Origin of the sequence: Eubacterium ramulus (assembly GCF_003122485.1) — a bacterium.
Classification (GTDB): domain Bacteria; phylum Bacillota; class Clostridia; order Lachnospirales; family Lachnospiraceae; genus Eubacterium_I; species Eubacterium_I ramulus_A.
The window spans coordinates 1-18,534 of record NZ_JRFU01000114.1; the positions used below are offsets into that span (position 1 = coordinate 1).

At 42.9% G+C, this 18,534-nt stretch carries 23 protein-coding genes and 2 pseudogenes; all 25 read left to right on the forward strand.

Annotation, left to right across the window (positions count from 1 at the left end; all coding sequences use genetic code 11):
• Nucleotides 1-251, forward strand: a 251-nt coding sequence (locus LG34_RS10105; RefSeq protein WP_109215951.1) for a hypothetical protein, incomplete at its 5' end; no start/stop codon positions are given.
• Between the two features lie 5 nt (nucleotides 252-256).
• A complete protein-coding gene (locus LG34_RS10110) occupies nucleotides 257-922 on the forward strand; it encodes an ABC transporter ATP-binding protein (RefSeq protein WP_004611618.1) in 666 nt (221 codons plus the stop codon).
• A gap of 14 nt (nucleotides 923-936) precedes the next feature.
• The gene (locus LG34_RS10115; protein WP_077326079.1) at nucleotides 937-3,315 is read left to right on the forward strand and encodes an ABC transporter permease; all 2,379 of its coding nucleotides are present in this window, start codon (nucleotides 937-939) and stop codon (nucleotides 3,313-3,315) included.
• Nucleotides 3,316-3,501: 186 nt separating this feature from the next.
• A complete protein-coding gene (locus LG34_RS10120; RefSeq protein ID WP_077326076.1) occupies nucleotides 3,502-4,272 on the forward strand; it encodes a response regulator in 771 nt (256 codons plus the stop codon).
• 170 nt (nucleotides 4,273-4,442) lie between these two features.
• A complete protein-coding gene (locus LG34_RS10125; RefSeq protein WP_431602612.1) occupies nucleotides 4,443-5,114 on the forward strand; it encodes a response regulator transcription factor in 672 nt (223 codons plus the stop codon).
• Nucleotides 5,102-6,202 (forward strand): HAMP domain-containing sensor histidine kinase, encoded by a 1,101-nt coding sequence (locus LG34_RS10130; protein ID WP_242850323.1) that lies wholly within the window; start codon nucleotides 5,102-5,104, stop codon nucleotides 6,200-6,202. Before LG34_RS10125 ends, LG34_RS10130 begins: the two co-directional genes overlap by 13 nt.
• A gap of 68 nt (nucleotides 6,203-6,270) precedes the next feature.
• Nucleotides 6,271-6,945 (forward strand): ABC transporter ATP-binding protein, encoded by a 675-nt coding sequence (locus tag LG34_RS10135; RefSeq protein WP_004611623.1) that lies wholly within the window; start codon nucleotides 6,271-6,273, stop codon nucleotides 6,943-6,945.
• Complete coding sequence (locus tag LG34_RS10140) at nucleotides 6,942-9,434, forward strand: ABC transporter permease (protein WP_077326074.1); 2,493 nt, start codon at nucleotides 6,942-6,944, stop codon at nucleotides 9,432-9,434. The genes LG34_RS10135 and LG34_RS10140 overlap by 4 nt, the downstream gene beginning before the upstream one ends.
• A gap of 617 nt (nucleotides 9,435-10,051) precedes the next feature.
• On the forward strand, nucleotides 10,052-10,483 hold the full coding sequence (locus tag LG34_RS10150) for a sigma-70 family RNA polymerase sigma factor (RefSeq protein WP_004611626.1): 432 nt from the start codon (nucleotides 10,052-10,054) through the stop codon (nucleotides 10,481-10,483).
• Nucleotides 10,484-10,489: 6 nt separating this feature from the next.
• Nucleotides 10,490-10,732 (forward strand): helix-turn-helix domain-containing protein, encoded by a 243-nt coding sequence (locus LG34_RS10155; RefSeq protein ID WP_004611627.1) that lies wholly within the window; start codon nucleotides 10,490-10,492, stop codon nucleotides 10,730-10,732.
• Between the two features lie 152 nt (nucleotides 10,733-10,884).
• Nucleotides 10,885-11,220 (forward strand): annotated as a pseudogene (locus tag LG34_RS10165) (tyrosine-type recombinase/integrase); the annotation flags it as partial.
• 169 nt (nucleotides 11,221-11,389) lie between these two features.
• Nucleotides 11,390-11,785: a hypothetical protein gene (locus LG34_RS10170; RefSeq protein ID WP_004611632.1), complete on the forward strand. Its 396-nt coding sequence runs from the start codon at nucleotides 11,390-11,392 to the stop codon at nucleotides 11,783-11,785.
• A 121-nt stretch (nucleotides 11,786-11,906) separates the two neighbouring features.
• A complete protein-coding gene (locus LG34_RS10175; RefSeq protein ID WP_004611633.1) occupies nucleotides 11,907-12,212 on the forward strand; it encodes a helix-turn-helix domain-containing protein in 306 nt (101 codons plus the stop codon).
• A 154-nt stretch (nucleotides 12,213-12,366) separates the two neighbouring features.
• Nucleotides 12,367-12,774 (forward strand): recombinase family protein, encoded by a 408-nt coding sequence (locus LG34_RS10180; RefSeq protein ID WP_077326070.1) that lies wholly within the window; start codon nucleotides 12,367-12,369, stop codon nucleotides 12,772-12,774.
• On the forward strand, nucleotides 12,768-12,989 hold the full coding sequence (locus LG34_RS10185; protein ID WP_004611635.1) for a hypothetical protein: 222 nt from the start codon (nucleotides 12,768-12,770) through the stop codon (nucleotides 12,987-12,989). Before LG34_RS10180 ends, LG34_RS10185 begins: the two co-directional genes overlap by 7 nt.
• Nucleotides 12,979-13,299, forward strand: a complete 321-nt coding sequence (locus LG34_RS10190) for a helix-turn-helix domain-containing protein (protein WP_004611636.1) — start codon at nucleotides 12,979-12,981, stop codon at nucleotides 13,297-13,299. The genes LG34_RS10185 and LG34_RS10190 overlap by 11 nt, the downstream gene beginning before the upstream one ends.
• Before the next feature lie 10 nt (nucleotides 13,300-13,309).
• Entirely contained in the window at nucleotides 13,310-13,681 is a 372-nt protein-coding gene (locus LG34_RS10195) for a recombinase family protein (RefSeq protein WP_004611637.1), read from the forward strand.
• A gap of 2 nt (nucleotides 13,682-13,683) precedes the next feature.
• Nucleotides 13,684-14,121, forward strand: coding sequence for a type II toxin-antitoxin system PemK/MazF family toxin (locus tag LG34_RS10200; RefSeq protein ID WP_004611638.1), 438 nt, complete (start codon nucleotides 13,684-13,686; stop codon nucleotides 14,119-14,121).
• Nucleotides 14,105-14,317, forward strand: a complete 213-nt coding sequence (locus LG34_RS10205; protein ID WP_004611639.1) for a DUF6462 family protein — start codon at nucleotides 14,105-14,107, stop codon at nucleotides 14,315-14,317. Before LG34_RS10200 ends, LG34_RS10205 begins: the two co-directional genes overlap by 17 nt.
• 134 nt (nucleotides 14,318-14,451) lie before the next feature.
• Nucleotides 14,452-14,628: a DUF6290 family protein gene (locus tag LG34_RS10210; RefSeq protein ID WP_077326067.1), complete on the forward strand. Its 177-nt coding sequence runs from the start codon at nucleotides 14,452-14,454 to the stop codon at nucleotides 14,626-14,628.
• A gap of 32 nt (nucleotides 14,629-14,660) precedes the next feature.
• Nucleotides 14,661-15,896 carry a tyrosine-type recombinase/integrase gene (locus LG34_RS10215; protein ID WP_004611641.1) on the forward strand — a complete coding sequence of 412 codons (1,236 nt, stop codon included), beginning with the start codon at nucleotides 14,661-14,663 and terminating at the stop codon, nucleotides 15,894-15,896.
• A 368-nt stretch (nucleotides 15,897-16,264) separates the two neighbouring features.
• Nucleotides 16,265-16,651: pseudogene (locus LG34_RS10220) on the forward strand (lysine--tRNA ligase); the annotation flags it as partial.
• A gap of 213 nt (nucleotides 16,652-16,864) precedes the next feature.
• On the forward strand, nucleotides 16,865-17,116 hold the full coding sequence (locus tag LG34_RS10225; RefSeq protein ID WP_109215954.1) for a hypothetical protein: 252 nt from the start codon (nucleotides 16,865-16,867) through the stop codon (nucleotides 17,114-17,116).
• Between the two features lie 73 nt (nucleotides 17,117-17,189).
• Entirely contained in the window at nucleotides 17,190-17,987 is a 798-nt protein-coding gene (locus LG34_RS10230) for a prolipoprotein diacylglyceryl transferase (RefSeq protein ID WP_109215955.1), read from the forward strand.
• Entirely contained in the window at nucleotides 17,984-18,181 is a 198-nt protein-coding gene (locus LG34_RS10235) for a hypothetical protein (RefSeq protein ID WP_109215956.1), read from the forward strand. The genes LG34_RS10230 and LG34_RS10235 overlap by 4 nt, the downstream gene beginning before the upstream one ends.
• Nucleotides 18,182-18,534 lie beyond the last annotated feature (353 nt).

Sequence of the window (18,534 nt, forward strand, 5' to 3'; positions counted from 1 at the left end):
CCCCGACATTGATTTTGAATCTGGCGCTGCTGATCGTCCCGCCCGTTGCCCTTGTGCTGGTGTTCCGGCAATGGCTGGCCCGGCACATCCGCCGGACGGTTGCCTTGACTGCTCTCTGTGATGTTCTCCTATTTTGGGATGAACTGTTCTACTATGAGAGCTTCGGCCTGTTCGCTGTGCTGATTCTGGTGCAGTTGGCGGCCACCGGCGCAGCAGCGTTCCGCATTTACAACAAACAAAAAAAGGATTGAATTTTATGAGCATTTTACAGACTATCGACCTGAAAAAGTATTACGGCACAGAGCCGAACATCACCCGCGCCCTTGACGGCGTGAACTTCTCCGTAAATGACGGCGAATTTGTGGCCGTTGTGGGAACCTCCGGCAGCGGCAAGTCTACCCTGCTTCACATGATGGGCGGGCTGGACACCCCTACTTCCGGCAATGTGATTGTCCGGGACAAAGAACTGTCGAAGATGAACGACGAACAGCTCACCATCTTTCGCCGCCGCAACATCGGCTTTATCTTCCAGAACTATAATCTTGTTCCCATCCTGAATGTGTATGAGAACATCGTCCTGCCGGTGGAGCTGGACGGGGACACGGTGGATCAGAAGTTTTTGGACGAGATCGTTCACCTGCTGGGGCTGGAAGATAAACTGAAAAATATGCCGAACAATCTTTCCGGCGGACAGCAGCAGCGTGTGGCTATCGCCCGCGCCTTGATTACCAAACCGGCTATCGTGCTGGCCGACGAGCCGACCGGCAACCTTGACAGCAAGACCAGCGCCGAGGTGCTGGGGCTTATCAAGCGCACCAGTGCGGAGTTTCGGCAAACTGTTGTGATGATTACGCACAATGACGACATTGCCCGCCTTGCAGATCGGATTGTCCGCATTGAGGACGGAAAGATTGTGGAATAAGGAGGTGGCAGGCTATGACATGGCCTTTTGAGAATGATACCAGCGCCATTACAAAGAAGCTGGCAAAGAAAAGTTTGCAAAGCGAGAAGCGCCGGAATCTGATGGTGGTGATTGCCGTTGCGCTGGCGGCGTTTCTGATCTGCTTTACAGGAATAGTGTCTACTTCCCTGACACAAATGCAGCGCAATCAGGTTCTCGATACTTATGAGGCGGTCTGGCGAGGTGTAGAGGAAAACGATATTGAAAACTTAAAAGGAGTGCCGGAGTTTGAGCGTGTAGGCGGCTACTATATGCTGGGTGAGGAACTTTCGGAACAGGGCTATCATGCGTCCTATGTGTATTGCGACGCGCAAATGATGGAGATTGCCAAGGCACAAATGAATCTGTTAGAGGGTCGGGTTCCTGAAAAGGCAAATGAAGTTGTCGTAAGCGAATACTTTCTTTCCACCTATGGAAATAACGCTAAAATCGGGGACACTGTGACCTTAGATACCGAAAGTTTTCATGGTGATTATGTCGTTACTGGCATTATGGACAGCGTAAATGAGAAAGAAGCAAATACCTGCGCGATCATTCTTTCCAAAGCTGCACTGACCGAATGGAATAGGTTTGATCCGGCTGGCTATCGCGCCTATGCTCATTTCAAAAACGGAGTCAAGTTGGACGAAGAACTGATGACCTCTTATTGCAGGGAGATTACAGAGGAATATCAGCTTCCTATGCCCAAAATGAACAGCAAATATTTTGCTTATGTCTCTAAATCCTTTGATCTTGCACTGATGGCTGGCGTGATTGCCATTGTTCTGATTGGCGGCTACATTGTGATCCAGAGTATCTTCCGTATCTCCATCAATGACAAAATCAAGAGCTACGGGCAGCTTCGGACGATTGGTGCAACGCCAAAGCAAATCAAGCGGATTGTAAAGCGGGAGGGACGCAAACTTGGCAGTATCGGAATTTTGATTGGTACAGTGCTGGGCGTATGCGGCGGTTTTCTTTTGTTTCCCAAGGGATTTAATGCTGTTTCTTATGTGGCAACGATTATTTTGACACTCATAAGCAGTTGGATCATGGTATCTGTTTCCATCCGTAAGCCGATAAAAATTGCGGCAGGGATTTCCCCGATTGAAGCCGTCCGTTTTACCCCGGCACAAAAGGACATCCGAAGCCGAAAAAAGAATATCAAGCTCAATCCTGTTTCAATGGGAATTGCGAATTTTAAGCGTGACCGAAAAAAGACCGTTGCTATTGTAGCCTCATTGAGTTTGGGCGGAATTATTCTGCTTGTGGTATCCTCCATTGTTTTGCTGCGTTCTCCAGAGGCGCTTGCAAGACGGTTTTTCCCGGACGGCGACTATAAAATTTATTTGGATTCTGAAATGACAGAAGAAAAGGTTATGGCAGCGGGAAATCCGTTGAATGAAGAATTAAAACAGGAAATCTTATCTATTGATGGTGTTACAGATATAATTCCAAGCAGACAATCTCTCTATGCAACCCTTAAGACGGACATTTACCAAAGCGGTGGTATGTGTGATATGCTGACCGACCAGAATTATGCAACAGTTGAAGCGGCTCTGACAGCAGGAACGATGCCAAAAGATTCCCGTAGTATTGTAATTGACTATAATGTGCTAAAGCAGAATGAGGATATGGGTGTTGGTTCAACAGTTGACTTTTATTTTGGAGAGGGGCAACCGCCTGTTTCCGTCACTGTATCAGGATTGTTTGATTCCAACAAGACGCCTTCCGGGCATGGAAAACTGGCCCTCGATGGAGTACTCTTTTTCGCACCAGAAGCATTGTTCCATGAACTGCACCCGGAAATCGCTTCTTTCGACTATTCATGGAGCATTGTAAACGATCCGAAAAAAACGGACTATGTGGGAGCTGAATTGAAAAATATTGTTGCCAGCCATAGTAATATTGCCTTAGATGAAATCAATACAGTGATTGAATATGAAGAAATGACAAATTCTTTTGCGTTTGGCAGTATGGAGATACTTTCATGGTTGGTATTTCTCTTTGGCGTTATCAACCTTATCAATACGACACTCTCTAACCAGATAGCCCGAAAGCAGGAAAACAGTATTCTGCGTTCTATCGGCCTAACACAAAAACAGCTATGTGAAATGAACATCTGTGAGGGGCTGTGCTATGCGCTCTTTGCAACATTGGCGACGCTGATCGTTGGGCTTCCGGCTTCCATCTTTGCTTGCAGAAAAATGAGTATAGGAGCTTTTGCCGGAAATGTAGTGCCTTACAAATTCCCGGTTTTGGAAATGGGACTGTTCATTCTGGTATTGTTCGGAATGGAACTGATCTTGTCTGTATGGACAATCCGCAGACAGAAAAAGCAATCCCTGATCGAACAAATGCGGGCGATGGAATAACCGTATGGGATCGGCGGGGCGGCGTGTGCTGCCCCGCTTTTTTCGCCATTTCTCAAAAAATTTTTGAAATGTCCGAGCTTTGTAACAATTCAGCCTGTTTTTTTGTCGAAATCAAAGGCACCTCGGACATTTGTGTAACATTTGTAGTTTATGCTTGTGGTAAATCAATATTGGGGGTGAGGACACATGAAAAAGATACTGCTGATCGACGACAGCGACACCTATACATGGTGTCTGCAAAAATACTTACAGCACCGGGGCTACCCGGTGAAAACGGCTTGCACGCTGAAAGAAGCGCGGGCCGCCATCCAAGAGGAAATGCCGCTGGTGGTCTGCTGTGATCTCGACCTGCCGGACGGTTCCGGCATGGACTTTCTGGACGAGGTACGGGCCGCAGACAAGGAGCTGCCTTTTATTCTGGCGTCCTGCCATGACAAGGACGACTACGAACAGGAGGCCAAGCGTCGGGATGCGACGCTGTGCATGGACAAAATGAAAGGATTGCTGCTGCAAGATAAGCTGGTGGAATACGCTTACCGGCAGTTATCCGGCGAAAAGGCCCCGACTTTTCACAAGCTGCTCTTTGTCCATGCGGAAGATACCAGTGCCGAAGTGCTGCGGGCTGCCATGCTACAAAAGGGCTTTGACCTGATTCTGATTCCCTCGATTGGGGAGGCCAAGCGCCGGATTTTTGAGGATAAGGAAATAGACCTAATCTTGTGTGATGTGGAACTGCCGGACGGCACAGCAATGGAGCTGTTTCATACGCTGCGGCGGGTGGCGGGGATGTTCCAAATGAAGAATCCCCCTGTCCGGCTTCTGCCGTTCTTTATCCTCACCGAGAACAACGACCTTGCCACGGAATATGAATACCGGCATGAGGGTGTGAACGACTATATTACCGCCCCGGTCAATATCCCGGAGCTGATCCGGCGGGTACTGTTCTTTGTGGAATGAAGCTTTTTTATTCGGCGGCTTTGTTAAGCAAGGCCGCCATTTTTAATTCATTTATCTTCAATGTTTGTTCTGAATATCGTATAATGTAGGGGAACGGCTGTGGTTTCATAGAAAGTTGAGGAATTTTTGAGATTTACCATATATCATATAAAGAACGGAGGTGCATGATTTTGAATCCTAAATTACTGATCGTTGATGATGAACGCGGTATTGTTGATATGATACAGAGTTATTTTCAAACACAATATGATATTCTGACTGCTTATAGCGGACAAGAAGCGCTCAAAAAAGTAGCTTGCAAACCAGACTTAATTTTATTGGACATCAATATGCCGGGAATGGATGGTCTGACTGTATGCCAGCAGATACGGGAACACATAGCCTGTCCCATTCTTTTTTTAACCGCTCGTATTGAATCCAGCGATAAAATCATTGGATTTCAGGCCGGGGCGGATGATTATATCGTCAAGCCCTTTGATTTGGATGAATTGGGGGCGCGTATTGCCGCACATCTGCGCCGGGAGCAGCGACGCCAAAATAATTCGGCAGTACGCTTCTTTGGTGAATTGATACTGGATTATTCCGCCCGAACAGTTACAATCAATAATCTGAACATCCCGCTATCTAAGAGGGAGTTTGAGATTGTAGAACTTTTATCCCTCAATGCAGGACAGGTTTTTGACCGCGAGCGAATTTATGAGCTTGTGTGGGGCTTGGATGGGGACGGAAACAGCGATACAATTATGGAGCATATTCGGAAAATACGCGCTAAATTTGCAGCACATACATTGCACAATTACATTGAAACGGTTTGGGGGTGTGGTTATCGGTGGAACGCCTAAAAAATATGGGACTAAAGAAATCTTTCCTGCTATTATCCCTCTCCTGTTTGGCAGTGGCATTTCTCCTGCTTGGGACAGTTATCTTCCTTTGCCGAGGCATTGAAAACCATTATCCTTTAGGCGGTGTAGAAATTTTGTCGGATGGCTCTGTTGTACCTTTGCCATCTCCTACGGTGTCACAACAGCGTATTTTGGCTACCCTAAACATTGTGCAGACGGTTTCCTGTATTCTTTTTCCAGTAGGCGGATTGATTGTTTCAGTCTTTCTTTTTTATTATCTCAAATTGAAACAGCCTATTTCCTGCCTGCAAAATGGCATTATGCGGATTCAGAATAATGATCTGGATTTTTCGCTGCCGATTTTGTCTAACGATGAAATGGGACAACTATGTGCTGCCTTTGAAGAAATGCGGAGTGAACTTCTGAAATCGAATCGGCTATTGTGGCAACAGGCCGAGGAACGCAAACGGCTCAATGCCGCATTTTCCCATGATCTGCGTAACCCGATTACGGTATTAAAAGGAAGTGTAAAACTTTTGCGGCAAGGTATTCAGGACGAACAGACCATAGACCGGCTGGAAAGTTACACTTTACGGATTGAGCAGTATGTAGAAGCTATGAGCAGTGTTCAAAAGTTGGAACAACTCTCTGTTAAGCCAAAAGAAATCAGACTATCCGTTTTGCAGAGTGAATTGCAGGAAACAGCACGACTGTTGGCGCTATCCAAAAAAGTTTCTGTTTTAGTCCCATCAGGCGGAACTGTTTGTATAGATCACGGGCTATTTCTTACCGTAGCGGAAAATCTGATTGGAAATGCGGCGCGATTTGCAGAAAAAGCAATCTCTATTCAAATAACGCTGCAAAATGATTCTATGACCTTGAATGTAGAAGATGATGGTGCTGGTTATCCGCTGTCTCTCGTACAGAATGGGCCAACCCCCTTTGAAACGACAAGTAGTAATTCCTCACATTTTGGAATGGGGCTTTACAGCAGCAGAATTTTATGTGAAAAACATGGTGGCCGATTGATTTTGGAAAATCGAGCCGGGGGCGGTGCATCCGCAATGGCTATTTTTCATTTTGTGTAATCCTTGAGCGATTTTTGAGATTTATCATTTACACTCTCCTTATACCACAAATAAGGAGAGTGTTTTTTATGAATATTGAGGCAAAGAATTTATCAAAGATTTATGGTGACGGTGAAAACCGAGTGGTGGCTTTGGATCGTGCAAATCTCGAAATTGTATCCAGCGATTTTATTTCCATTATGGGGCCATCGGGAAGCGGAAAAAGTACCCTGCTGCATTTGCTTTCCGGCTTGGATAAGCCATCTTCCGGCTCGCTGACCTACGATGGTAAAGATATTTACAGTTACAGCGATAAGGAATTGTCGGCATTCCGCCGTAAACGGATTGGATTTATTTTTCAGCAATTTAATCTGCTTCCAGTTCTGACGGCGAAAGAAAATATTATCATGCCTCTTTTGCTGGATAAACAAAAACCGGATGAAGCATACCTGAAACAGATTACAGAACTACTTGGCATTCAGGGCCGCTTGGAACATCTGCCCCATGAGTTATCCGGCGGCCAGCAGCAGCGTGTAGCCATCGCCCGCGCTTTGATTGCAAAGCCGGATGTAATTTTTGCGGATGAGCCTACGGGAAATCTGGACAGCAAAAGCGGCGGCGAAGTCATGGAACTGCTTCAAAATGTATGGAAAAAGATGGGGAAAGCTCTCGTTGTCATTACCCATGACAGCCGTATTGCACGAATGGCAGACCGGCAGTTTCAGATTGTAGATGGTGTGCTTACGGAGGTGACAGCGAAATGAAATCTTATCGTACATTAGCATTGAAAGAACTGCTGTCCCAAAAAGTCACTTCTATTCTTATTTTGATTGCCGTTGTGCTGTCTACTATGATGACAACCATTGTAGGACAATCCATTGGCGTACTTAGTGCAATGCGGGAACAGCAGGCCATCGCTATCGGAGGAAACCGATATGCCACTTTTTTGCAGATGAATGCAGATCAGCTTCACGCACTGGAACAGGATGAGCGTCTTTCCTATGTAGGGAAATCTATTTATATGGGAAGTTTAGAACTCTCCCCATCTCTTACCCTTGGTTTGATGGAATATTTGGATGACAATGCCGCTATCTATCCGTCCAGTACCAGTGTAGAAGAAGGTCGTCTGCCAGAAGCCCCGATGGAAATAGCTCTTTCGGAAGATATTCTGAAATATCTTGGCTTTGAGGGCGGTATTGGAGATAAGATTACACTTTCACTGCAAAAAAATCTTCGCCACAACATTGTGGACAGCTATTCCTATACAGCGGAATTTGTTCTTACAGGGAGATTGAAAAATAACTACTTAGGATATACAAGCGGCACTGTTACGGGAGTTGTAGGAGAAGGAACTGCCGAACAACTTCTACCGGAATCTTATATTTATTACAATGTGGATATTCAGACTACCGATAAAAAGAGTTTTCAAGCAGTTGTCGATGACATCAATAAGGAATTGAACATCCATGAGCTTGATACCAGCTACAATATTGTATATTTGAACGCTTTGGGAATTTCCTATACTGCAAATTCCGAGGATGCTAATGATAAGGGATTCTCTTTTATGACAGTCGCAGGGATATTAGTGGGTAGTTTAATTTTGCTGGCTGCGGGCCTTGTGATTTACAACATTCTGAAAATATCTGTCTCAAAACGGATAAAGGGATATGGAACGCTTCGGGCTATTGGAGGCGAAAAAGGACAGCTTTATCAGATCATTGTAATTGAAGTAATCCTATTATGCCTGATGGGGATTCCTATTGGTATGCTTCTTGGCTTCTTGAGTGCCAGAGGAATTTTAGAGGCAGCTACCGGCTTGGTTTCCCCTGAATTGTTCTTGGTTCAGGATGCTTCTGAATTGAAAACTCTAATAGCAGAGAACAGTTCTTTGAATGGAACCTTACTGGTTTTAAGCGGAGCAATCACTTTGGCGTTTGCGCTGTTTGCAGCATTGCCAGCAGCCAGATCAGCCGCAAGGGTATCCCCCATTATGGCGATGTCTGGAACAAATCTGAAAATTCGCCGCAGAAAGCGTAAAACAAAGAAAATCCATAATTTTGAAGCATACTATGCCCGCCTGAACTTAAAGAGAAATAAAGGCCGTACTGCAATTACAATTTTGTCCCTTGTTATGAGTATCACGGTTTTTATTGCCCTGCAAGGGTTTTCCTCTCTCCTGAACGCTGCAAGCGCCCTGCAAGATAACCATTTAGGAGATTATCAGATCACAAATGAAAGTGTTGGATTTACCACAGATGATCTGAACACTTTGCGGAAAAATGAAGCTGTGCAAAGTGTAGCCGCCATACAATTTTCGCTTTACGAACAAAATGAAAATGGGCTGCTCGATGAAATCAGTCTTGAATTTCAACTGAAACCTGGTGAAACTTTTCAGGTTGTCGGATTGAACGATGAATATTGGGATTATTTTATGGGGGATCAATTACCAGAAGAACAGCTTGGACAACTGAAATCAGGGAACGCCTGTATAGTAAGAAATCCTATTCCCATGAGCTACGGCGAAGATGTTCTTGAATTTACAAATATAGAGGCCGGAGAAAACATCTGTGTTGCGGGAATGGAGCTGAATGTTTTGAAAACCTTGGATGGCTATGACGGTTATCTTGGTATTGGAAATGGCGGTTTCACAAATGGTGTTCAGGTGATCGTTGATGATGCTATCTATGAACGCCTGACGGGAAAAGATACCTATTCAGAGTTTTTGCCTACGCTGAACGAGGGCGCAGACAGGGAAATTTTTGATACATTTATCGAGTCATTTTGTGATAGGACGCCGGGGACAACATTCTTGTCGTATGAAGAAAGCGACCAGCAACTGAAAGAGAGCTTTGCACAGATTCAAATGCTGGCATGGGGGCTGATCCTTTTCGTTGGCCTGATCGGTATTCTTAATATCATCAATACCGTTTACACAAATATTCACACCAGAGTAACAGAAATCGGTATGCAGCGGGCCATTGGAATGAGCGCCGGTAGCCTTTATAAAACTTTTCTTTGGGAAGGTGCATATTACGGAGTCATTGCCTCTGTGATCGGAAGCGTACTGGGATATGTTTGTACGATCTTCATTGAGGCGGCCACGAGCGACACCATCCAGCTTGTTGCAATCCCTGTCATGCCCATTCTTGAAGCAACCCTCTTGGCCGTAGGAGCTTGCTTGCTGGCAACAGCAATTCCGCTACGGAAAATTTCAAAAATGAATATTGTGGATTCGATTGAAACGGTTGAGTAGAACACTATTTTTTGAAATGTCCGAGCGTTGTAACAATTCAGCCTGTTTTTCTGTCGAAATCAAAGTCACCTCGGACATTTGTGTAACATTTGTAGTTTATGCTTGTGGTAAATCAATAAGAAACATCTGCCTCCACAGCGGGGAAAAGAAAAAAACCGCTGACGGGCAGAGGATTTCGTGCGCTTTCCTGTATCACTGACGGATACGGCGGTTTTGAGTAGATCAAGGCCGCCGTTTCTTTTTGCTTCGACGACCCCTGCACCGTGTTCTGGCATGGCGGCTTTAGGAGGGAGCCGCCATGCAACGAAAACTACTTCGACAAAATCCGACAGGGGTTAGCCTGTCAAAAAAAGCCGTCCCCCAGCAGCGGGGACAAGCGGCTGTGTATATGTACTATACCATGTAGGAAAAGAACATATTGCTTTTTGTTTCGCCCTGTGGGTCTTTGACCTGCCGGGCGAATTTTGTTGTTTCCTGCGGTCTGTTTCCCGGCGCAAAAAGAAATTTCAAAAAAGTGAAAAAAGGAGGCGTTTAGCGGGCAGCCAGAGAGATTCCATTCGCTCTATTGGCGGAAAGGGAGAGAACCACCACATCCCCCATAGAAAGGGGGTGAGAAGATGGAAGCGATCCCCCGCAAATACGGTGAATGGGGCCAGTTTGACCGCTACTGCAAGCTGGTTCTGTACCATGAGGCGATAGATTATCTGCGGGAAATGAAGTGCCGCCGCGACCGTGAAGTGTCGCTGGACGCTCTTTCCCCGGCTGATTGGGACAAGCTCTCGACCGTAGATCGGTATTCATGCGACAGCTTTACATTCAGTTCGCATGGCTATGACCTACATATCGACAACGAGCTTGTGGCCGAAGCGTTTGCCAGCCTGCCAAAAGACGAGCAGAGTATTTTGATTCTCCGCTTTGTTCTGGATTTGACTGACGAAGAAATCGGCCGCCTGATGGGAATGTCCCGCAGCGCAGTACAGCGCCACAGGACAAGCACCCTAAAAGACTTGCGTATAAAATTGATGGCGTTCATGCCGGAGGGAGGTTAAACGCGGATGAAGCAATCCAGTTACAAGGGCAAAAGCCCTCTGCCTGATTTTGTGATCGACGCGGCCTGCGCCGGTAACGCCGAAGCCGTGGAGCGTGTCTTGCAGCATTATGACGGCTATATCAATAAGCTGTGTACCCGGACGCTCTATGACGGCAGCGGCCAGCCTCATATCTGCATTGACGAGTATATGAAGCGCCGATTGCAAATCAAGCTGATCCATTCCATCGTTAGTCCCATTGGCGACTGACGGTTAAGGCCCCGGCCATAGACAGGCGGCTTTCCCTTTCCCCGCCTGCCTGTTTTCCCGGCGGCCCCTTTGCTCCTTGACAAATACGCCCGCAGGACAATGGCGGCGCGTCATAGGGCAGACGGATACATTCTGTCTGTGCCGAGCCGGACGGCCTGCCCAAAACCGCCGTCAACTATGACGCCATGTTCAAGTGCCTTGCCAAGAAGTACAACAAGTGCCACAAGGAGCCGTTGCCCGATGTGATGACGCCGCACACCATGCGGCATACATTCTGTACCAGAATGGCAAACGCGGGCATGAACCCCAAGGCATTGCAGTACATCATGGGACACGCCAACATTGTAATGACGCTGAACTATTACGCCCACGCTACTTTCCATTCCGCACAGGAGGAAATGGAACGGCTGCAAGCCAAGGCAAAACCCACCGCAGAGGCCAAGCCGGAGCCTGCGGCGGAAAGCGCCGAGGAAACCAAGGCGGCATAAGTAGTACGCAGAATTTACTACTGCTTTTACTACTTTTGAGAGCGAAAACATGAGGGGTAATAAAAAGATTTGTGAGGTTCTTCCGATATGAAATGTGCCGGAAAAGCCCGGAATAACGGGCTATACCGGCATATAAGAACATCTAAAGAGATAATTAGAAATCTATTAAATGATTATAAAGAAGTTGCAAGAAGAATTGGACAAGAATGAGGAATATAAGGACTTATTATTAGAAAGAAAGGAAATATTGCGTTCTAATGGCTTCATCAATAAATTACAGCCAAGATTTGAGGCTATATGTGAAAGACTACAGGAAATAGATAATGAAACTCAAAAGAAACTATGGGGAGAGGTGGTATTGAAGGATTCTGAAGATGAGGATATAGATTTTAGTTTTAGGGACACCAGTGAAAATGTATTTCAAGAAGCACTAAAAACATATTGTGATAATAATAAAAGTAGAAGAGAATATGAAAAAAGAATGGGAATGATAACGGATGAAGAAAGATTAAGAGTAAAAGAGTTTATTGAACAGCTAGAGGCACAACGTAAAAAGCCTCAATGAGAATACCCCTTTTTTAATATTAAAATTGGGGGAATCGAATCAATGTAAAATATGTGTTTTAATTGCAGTGGTAGGAAATATTACCACTGCTTTTTATTTTGCATGAGAGGAGGTGAACAGAATGACATGGACTGATTTTAAAGAATATAGTTCGGACGTACAATTACAGATTGGTCAGAGAATTCAAAAGTTGAGAATAGATAAAAAGATTGCCGCTGTTGATTTAGCAGCTGTGCTAGATATCCAGAGTAATCAGATGTCTAGGATTGAGAATGGACGTGCAAATTGTACTGTGCCTCAGTTATATGTGATTAGTCAGATTCTAGGTTGTTCTGTTGATTACCTCCTGTTTGGGAAGCAGTGCTTGACTATTTCACAGGAGCAGGCGGATTCCATTAAGGTCTTAATAGAAACATTTACAAAATAGTCTTTTAAAGACTACAAACAATGAAAAGTTAGGCTTTATAGGCAAATCATAAAAAGTGAAAGTATTCTATCATAATCATGTGCTAAGGAACAGCACACCACGAGAGTGGAGGCGCCAAAACTCTCCAATACGAAATCGTAAAGGAGATAACAAAATGAATAAAAGAGATTTTAACGTAGTAGGAAACGAAGGTACAGATAATCAGGAGCTTGCAAAGGGTATTGCATTTGTAAAGTCACGCAGAGCAGAACTTAATGTAGTCCAGATGGTCGAGAATATGCGTGATCAGGCAATGCCTAATGGAGTAATAATCAATGATGCGTATTGTGATCGTTCAATGACAAGGGACTATGACAGAGAAGGTCTGAATGCTTTCTTTGCAACACTTAAAGAGGAAGACTTTGAGGTTGTAGTAGTCAGAAGCCTGAATGAGATCACAGATGACATTTATGATCTGGAAGAATTTGTTAAGACCATCACAGATATGGGCATATGGCTCTATTCTCTTGAAGTCGGTCCGGTGCCAATTATTGTATCTCATGCAGAGGATTTTGGATGCTAACGGAGTCCTTTGGTAGAGCGACAACAGAAAATCATTCCGGTCGGGACAAACAAGTCCCGGCTGTGAAGGATTGCAGATTTACACAGACTGCATTCGGAACAGTTGTACATGATTCAAGTGGGAAGTGGCTTGGTCAGTACGAGACAGAAGATGCAGCTGTAGAGATGATTAGGGAAATGGCACAGGACATTGGAGGGTACGACGATGAAATATGAAGGATATAAAATTGGTCCGGTGATTCGTGATATCCGTAAGGACAAAGGACTTCTCATTGAAGAGGTTGCTGCTAAAACTGGAATAAGTGTTTCGACACTTGGACAGGTGGAGCAAGGAGGAAGAAACTTGAGCATGAAAAATTTGTATATGCTTATGGAAGTTTATGAAACAGACGCAAATAGCTTACTTGCAATAGACTGTACACCGGATTCATTAGATTCGAGGCTAAAGCGGTTACCTGCAGATAAGCAGGATTATTTGAAAAAGACATTTGATTTTATGATAGAGCAGGCTTTGAAGTCAGCATAGGAGGCAGAGAATGAGAAGAAAGATTAAAAAGATGGATTGCATAGAATATCTTTCAGTGCAGGCTCCATTGGAAAAAGTAAATATGCTTGAAGACAAGCAGAGCAAATATATACATGAATTTGTAAAGAGAAAAGAATATTCAATCGTGGGAAAGATAAGACGCAATGGCTTTTCGCAGAGAGATGTTGATCGCCAGTGGAATCAGATTGTGAATATGATCCGCAAAAAGCAAATCAGTGGAGTAGTTGTTGCGAATATGGCAGCTATATCCAGCAGTGTTGCGGATGCTTATTTTAAGGTAGGACTGGTTATTGAAGCAGGCGGCATTGTGGTGACTGTAGATGAGGGCAGATTGGATATGCACATCAAGAAGGGAGCATAGATATGAGCAGACGAACAGAAAAAAGAAGATATGGTAAGTATAATAAATTTGATGTCGTGTATGCAGATTTTGGAAAAAATCCACATGGCATCCAGGGAGGAATCAGACCAGGAATAATTATTTCATGTGATGCCAGTAATCATGATGGTGCACCGCAGGTGTCAGTAGTCCCTTTGAGCAGTAAGTTAAAGGATATTCCGGTACATGTGATTTTAAATCCGAAGGATGTGAGTGGATTTGGATTAAGTAAGATCTCTGATTTTATGCCTGAAGATGCACAGACAATTTCAAAAGGCTGCATTAGAGCAAAAAGTGGAACTGTCATTGAGGATTCCGGCGTGAGAGAAGAAATAGACAGAGCATTGATACGACAGTTTGATCTGTTACCTGTAGCTCGCAAAATGGTAATGGAGGAGTTAGCAAATGGACAGCAGAACTAAAAAGACTAATAATAAAAGATTTGTTAGATATTCAGAAGGAGCAGAGATGTATTCAATGAGTGTGTCAAAGTTTATGCAGTTAGCGAAGGATGCAAAGGCATGTTATAAAGTGAATCAGCTGGTGTTGGTTAATCTGGATATTATTGATGAATATCTGGAGACTTTCCATATTGTAGATGACGAGTTTTATAAGTAATTATGAGAAATGACGCATTGATATAGAAGAAATACAAACAAGTATGGAGAAAAATGAGCCAAGAGAGAAAAAATGTATTGACTTTCGGTCAGACCGAAAGTATAATATGACTAAGATATGAAGGAGGCATACAGATGGTTAGAACTGGAAGACCAAAAGCAGATAAACCTTTTGATCATAAGGTAACTGTTAAATTCAAAGAAGAGGAATACCAGATAATGGTTGAGTATGCTGAGACTCATAATCTATCCATTTCGCAATTGATTAGAATGGGTGTTGAATTACAAATGAAGCAGCAGGCTAATCAGTAGAACAGGCTCTTTTCTCCGGAAAGGAGAGAATAATGGCTTGTAGAAAAGATGGTAAAGGCAGAGTATTAAGAAAGGGTGAGGGTTACAGAAAAGGCGACGGAAGATACTCATATGTATATATTGATCCATTAGGCAAGAAAAGAACCATTTATGCAAAGTCTTTGGTAAAGCTTCGAGAAAGAGAAGAACAGTTACAAAAAGACCAGTTGGATGGACTTGATATCTATGTCGCAGGAAAAGCTGATGTAAACTTTTTGTTTGACAGGTACATATCAACTAAAACAGAATTGCGTAGCACTACTTACAGTAATTATTTGTATACATGGAATCATTTTATTCGTGATACATTTGGCAAGAAGAAAGTAAGAGATGTGAAATACTCAGACGTGTTATTCTTTTATACAGACTTGATTAATAATCAGGGATTACAGATTAATACGCTTGAGACAATTAACACAGTATTAAGACCTACATTTCAGCTTGCTGTCAGAGATGATATCATAAGGAAGAATCCGGTAGACGGAGCATACTGTGAAGTAAAGAAGCGTAATGGTGGTGCCAGAAAAACAAGGCGAGCGTTGACTGTGGATCAGCAGAGAAAATTCATGGAGTATGTAGCAAAGAATCCGTTCTTTTATCACTGGTATCCATTCTTTGTATTTTTGTTAGGAACTGGATGCAGAATAGGAGAAGCAATTGGGATACGCTGGGATGATATTGATTTGGAGAATCGAATCATTGATATCAATCATAGCTTAACCTATTACCAGAGAGCGGATGATTCATATAAATGTGAGTTTAGAGTATCTTTGCCAAAGACGGAAGCTGGTAATCGTAGAATACCTATGATGCAGCAGGTATATGATGTGCTTCAGGAAGAATATGAGAGACAGAAGCAGGAAGGCTTTTGTGTTGAGAATGTGGATGGAATGACCAATTTTGTATTTACAAACCGATTTGGGATGCCACATAACCCAGCAGCAGTAAACCGGGCAATCAAGAGAATTGTGGATACACATAATTCAGAAGAAGAGGTGGCTGCTAAAAAGGAGAAGAGAGAACCTGTTATGATTCCAAGATTCTCCTGCCATATCTTCAGACATACGTTTGCATCAAGATTTTGCGAGAATGAAACCAACATCAAAGTAATTCAAGAGGTAATGGGACATGCTGATGTATCGACTACCATGAACATATATGCAGAAGCAAACCCAGATGTTACCAAATCAGTAATTGAGAAATTATCAAAAAATATGGATATTTTTTAGAAAAGAGTCCTGCGATTGAACTCTTTGAAGATTGAAAATATACCTATTCATACTGTGGCAAATATGTTATACTTGCTAAGTATTGTTGTGTTTGACACAGCAGTACATGCATAAAATAAAAAGACGTATTTTAAGGCGAATGACATCTTTTGGACGCACAAAAGTCAAAAAAACGTCCAAGAGTATCCAAGTATATAGAATCCGGGAAAGCCCATTTTCCAAGGGTTTGCAAGAATATACAAGAGTTAGCTTAGCAATCAAAAAAATTCCCGACAATGAAGAGTCTGGATTCTGACAAAAAAGCTGCAAAAGCAGGAAACGATGCAGAGGCAGTAACAGCAGGAGACAACAACGGATTCTTCACTGCAAATGAGAAAATTGATTTTTCCAAAGTAGAGATCGAGCCGCTGTTCAAAGAAGAAGTAGATTTCGATACATTCAGCAAATCTGATTTCCGTGCAGTAAAAGTAAAAGCATGCGAAGCTGTAAAGAAATCCAAAAAACTGTTACAGTTTACTCTGGATGACGGAACAGGCACAGACCGCACAATCTTAAGTGGTATTCATGCTTACTATGAGCCGGAAGAACTGGTTGGCAAGACACTGATCGCTATCACAAACCTGCCGCCAAGAGCCATGATGGGAATTGATTCCTGTGGTATGTTATTATCCGCAATCCATGAGGAAGAGGGAGAGGAGAAACTTCACCTTCTGATGGTTGATAATCATATTCCGGCCGGTGCAAAACTGTACTAAAAATGAGATAGATATTATTTCTTATAGCATAAAAAAATGAATGGGTAGTCCCTTGATGGGATTGCCCATTTTGCGTAAAACGCATATTTTATTATCAAGAATAAAGTTTTTTGATTAAAAATTTATAGAAATTTTATAAATAGATTGACAAAATAATAAATTACTGCGATAATTACAGAAAAACAAAAGATAAGAAAACAGGAGGAAGTTGTAATGGCTGTAGCATCATTAGTACTTGGTATTATTTCAATTATCATTGGCGCTGTTTCCGGTGGATTAGTTGGTTGGTTAGGCGCTATTTTAGCAATTATTGGTATTGTTTTAGGAGCGATTGGAAGAAAAAATCCGGAGCATAAAGGTATCGCTACCGGTGGTTTAGTTTGCTCTATCATTGGTTTAATACTTAGCCTTATCTTATATATTGCTTGCATAGGTTGCACTGCTGGTCTTGCTAGTTTGTACTAGTCTATAAGTTTGGAAAAGTTAAGAATGGGGTTTCCGCATTATGCGGAAGCCTTTTTTATATTCAGGAGGAAACATGCACGTATATTTACATTTATTTGGTTTGACAATTCCGTCCTATGGTTTGTTGATCGCATCTGGGGTTGTAATAGGGAATATCATTGCTTTTTTTGTGTTGAAGCATGAAAAACTGGATTTTAATGACTGGATGATATTAGAGGCTTACTGTATTTTAGGCGGCTTCCTGGGAGCAAAGCTATTGTATCTTCTGGTCTCTTATAAAAGCATCGACTGGTCGCGGATTACAGATTTCCAATATTTTAATGCCTTAATGTTGAGCGGATTTGTATTTTATGGAGGATTGATCTTTGGATTGATCTTCGTATTTCTGGCAGGAAAAATTCACAAGATCCCGGCAGGGATATATGTTCGGAAATTTATATTTCTTATACCATTTATGCATAGTTTTGGAAGAGTGGGATGCTTTATGGCAGGATGCTGTTATGGAATCCCATATGATGGAATTGGAGCGGTCGTTTTTCCGGAAGGTTCTTATGCAATTCCGGGCATAAAATTATTCCCGGTTCAGTTGGTAGAATCAGCTTGCTTAATGATCATTGCATTTGCTATTTTATATTTGCAGATAAAGAAGCAGTGGTATTATACTGTTGAAACCTATTTGATCTTGTATGCTATTTTGCGGTTTTGCTTGGAAAATCTGAGATACGATGCTGAGAGAGGATATTATGCAGGACTGTCAACATCGCAATGGATCAGTATTGGTTTTCTGGTGGCAGCAATGGTGTCTGTGGTGTGGCAGAAAAAAAGAAAAAATCAGAGATTTAAAAGTACGATTCTGGAGGAAAAGAAATGAGTGGACAGGTATTGTATGGCGTAAATGACGATACTGCCATCGACGTATTTGTGTCAGATGAAAGTCAGGTTACCATGCGTGTAGTTGGAATCGGTTTTGACACGGATATCTCAGAAGCAGAAGATGAAAAATCTGATTGCGTATTTGGAGAGAATGCGCTTATAATTAGGAATATAATAAAATTGTTGCAATAACATTTTCGTATCAGTTATGAAGACGACTAGCTCTAAGCAGAAACCATGAAGGATATTATTGTGATGTCGATCTTTCTGCCAAAATAGAGATAGCGGAGGTGAGCAAACGTTATGAATAACTATATAGAACATAATAACACAATTGCATTTTGTCCAGGATATTATATAAATGAGCTTATTGATGAAAGTGGTGTTACCTAGGAAAATTTTGCAAAAAGACTTGATATAACGCCAAAGAATTTGAGTTCGCTGATTCGTGGAGAGCAAAGTTTATCTCAGTCTGAGTTGAGACTCCCACTTCTGCAAGTGGTGAGTAGTAACAAGTATTTCTCAGTGGGAGTTCAATCTCCGAC

What these genes read in the sequence shown, in the direction of transcription:
- LG34_RS10110 (WP_004611618.1), top strand. Translation starts at nt 257, where the DNA reads ATGAGCATTTTACAGACTATCGACCTGAAAAAGTATTACGGCACAGAG.
- LG34_RS10115 (WP_077326079.1), top strand. Translation starts at nt 937, where the DNA reads ATGACATGGCCTTTTGAGAATGATACCAGCGCCATTACAAAGAAGCTG.
- LG34_RS10120 (WP_077326076.1), top strand. Translation starts at nt 3,502, where the DNA reads ATGAAAAAGATACTGCTGATCGACGACAGCGACACCTATACATGGTGT.
- LG34_RS10135 (WP_004611623.1), top strand. Translation starts at nt 6,271, where the DNA reads ATGAATATTGAGGCAAAGAATTTATCAAAGATTTATGGTGACGGTGAA.
- LG34_RS10140 (WP_077326074.1), top strand. Translation starts at nt 6,942, where the DNA reads ATGAAATCTTATCGTACATTAGCATTGAAAGAACTGCTGTCCCAAAAA.
- LG34_RS10150 (WP_004611626.1), top strand. Translation starts at nt 10,052, where the DNA reads ATGGAAGCGATCCCCCGCAAATACGGTGAATGGGGCCAGTTTGACCGC.
- LG34_RS10155 (WP_004611627.1), top strand. Translation starts at nt 10,490, where the DNA reads ATGAAGCAATCCAGTTACAAGGGCAAAAGCCCTCTGCCTGATTTTGTG.
- LG34_RS10170 (WP_004611632.1), top strand. Translation starts at nt 11,390, where the DNA reads ATGATTATAAAGAAGTTGCAAGAAGAATTGGACAAGAATGAGGAATAT.
- LG34_RS10175 (WP_004611633.1), top strand. Translation starts at nt 11,907, where the DNA reads ATGACATGGACTGATTTTAAAGAATATAGTTCGGACGTACAATTACAG.
- LG34_RS10180 (WP_077326070.1), top strand. Translation starts at nt 12,367, where the DNA reads ATGAATAAAAGAGATTTTAACGTAGTAGGAAACGAAGGTACAGATAAT.
- LG34_RS10185 (WP_004611635.1), top strand. Translation starts at nt 12,768, where the DNA reads ATGCTAACGGAGTCCTTTGGTAGAGCGACAACAGAAAATCATTCCGGT.
- LG34_RS10190 (WP_004611636.1), top strand. Translation starts at nt 12,979, where the DNA reads ATGAAATATGAAGGATATAAAATTGGTCCGGTGATTCGTGATATCCGT.
- LG34_RS10195 (WP_004611637.1), top strand. Translation starts at nt 13,310, where the DNA reads ATGAGAAGAAAGATTAAAAAGATGGATTGCATAGAATATCTTTCAGTG.
- LG34_RS10200 (WP_004611638.1), top strand. Translation starts at nt 13,684, where the DNA reads ATGAGCAGACGAACAGAAAAAAGAAGATATGGTAAGTATAATAAATTT.
- LG34_RS10205 (WP_004611639.1), top strand. Translation starts at nt 14,105, where the DNA reads ATGGACAGCAGAACTAAAAAGACTAATAATAAAAGATTTGTTAGATAT.
- LG34_RS10210 (WP_077326067.1), top strand. Translation starts at nt 14,452, where the DNA reads ATGGTTAGAACTGGAAGACCAAAAGCAGATAAACCTTTTGATCATAAG.
- LG34_RS10215 (WP_004611641.1), top strand. Translation starts at nt 14,661, where the DNA reads ATGGCTTGTAGAAAAGATGGTAAAGGCAGAGTATTAAGAAAGGGTGAG.
- LG34_RS10225 (WP_109215954.1), top strand. Translation starts at nt 16,865, where the DNA reads ATGGCTGTAGCATCATTAGTACTTGGTATTATTTCAATTATCATTGGC.
- LG34_RS10230 (WP_109215955.1), top strand. Translation starts at nt 17,190, where the DNA reads ATGCACGTATATTTACATTTATTTGGTTTGACAATTCCGTCCTATGGT.
- LG34_RS10235 (WP_109215956.1), top strand. Translation starts at nt 17,984, where the DNA reads ATGAGTGGACAGGTATTGTATGGCGTAAATGACGATACTGCCATCGAC.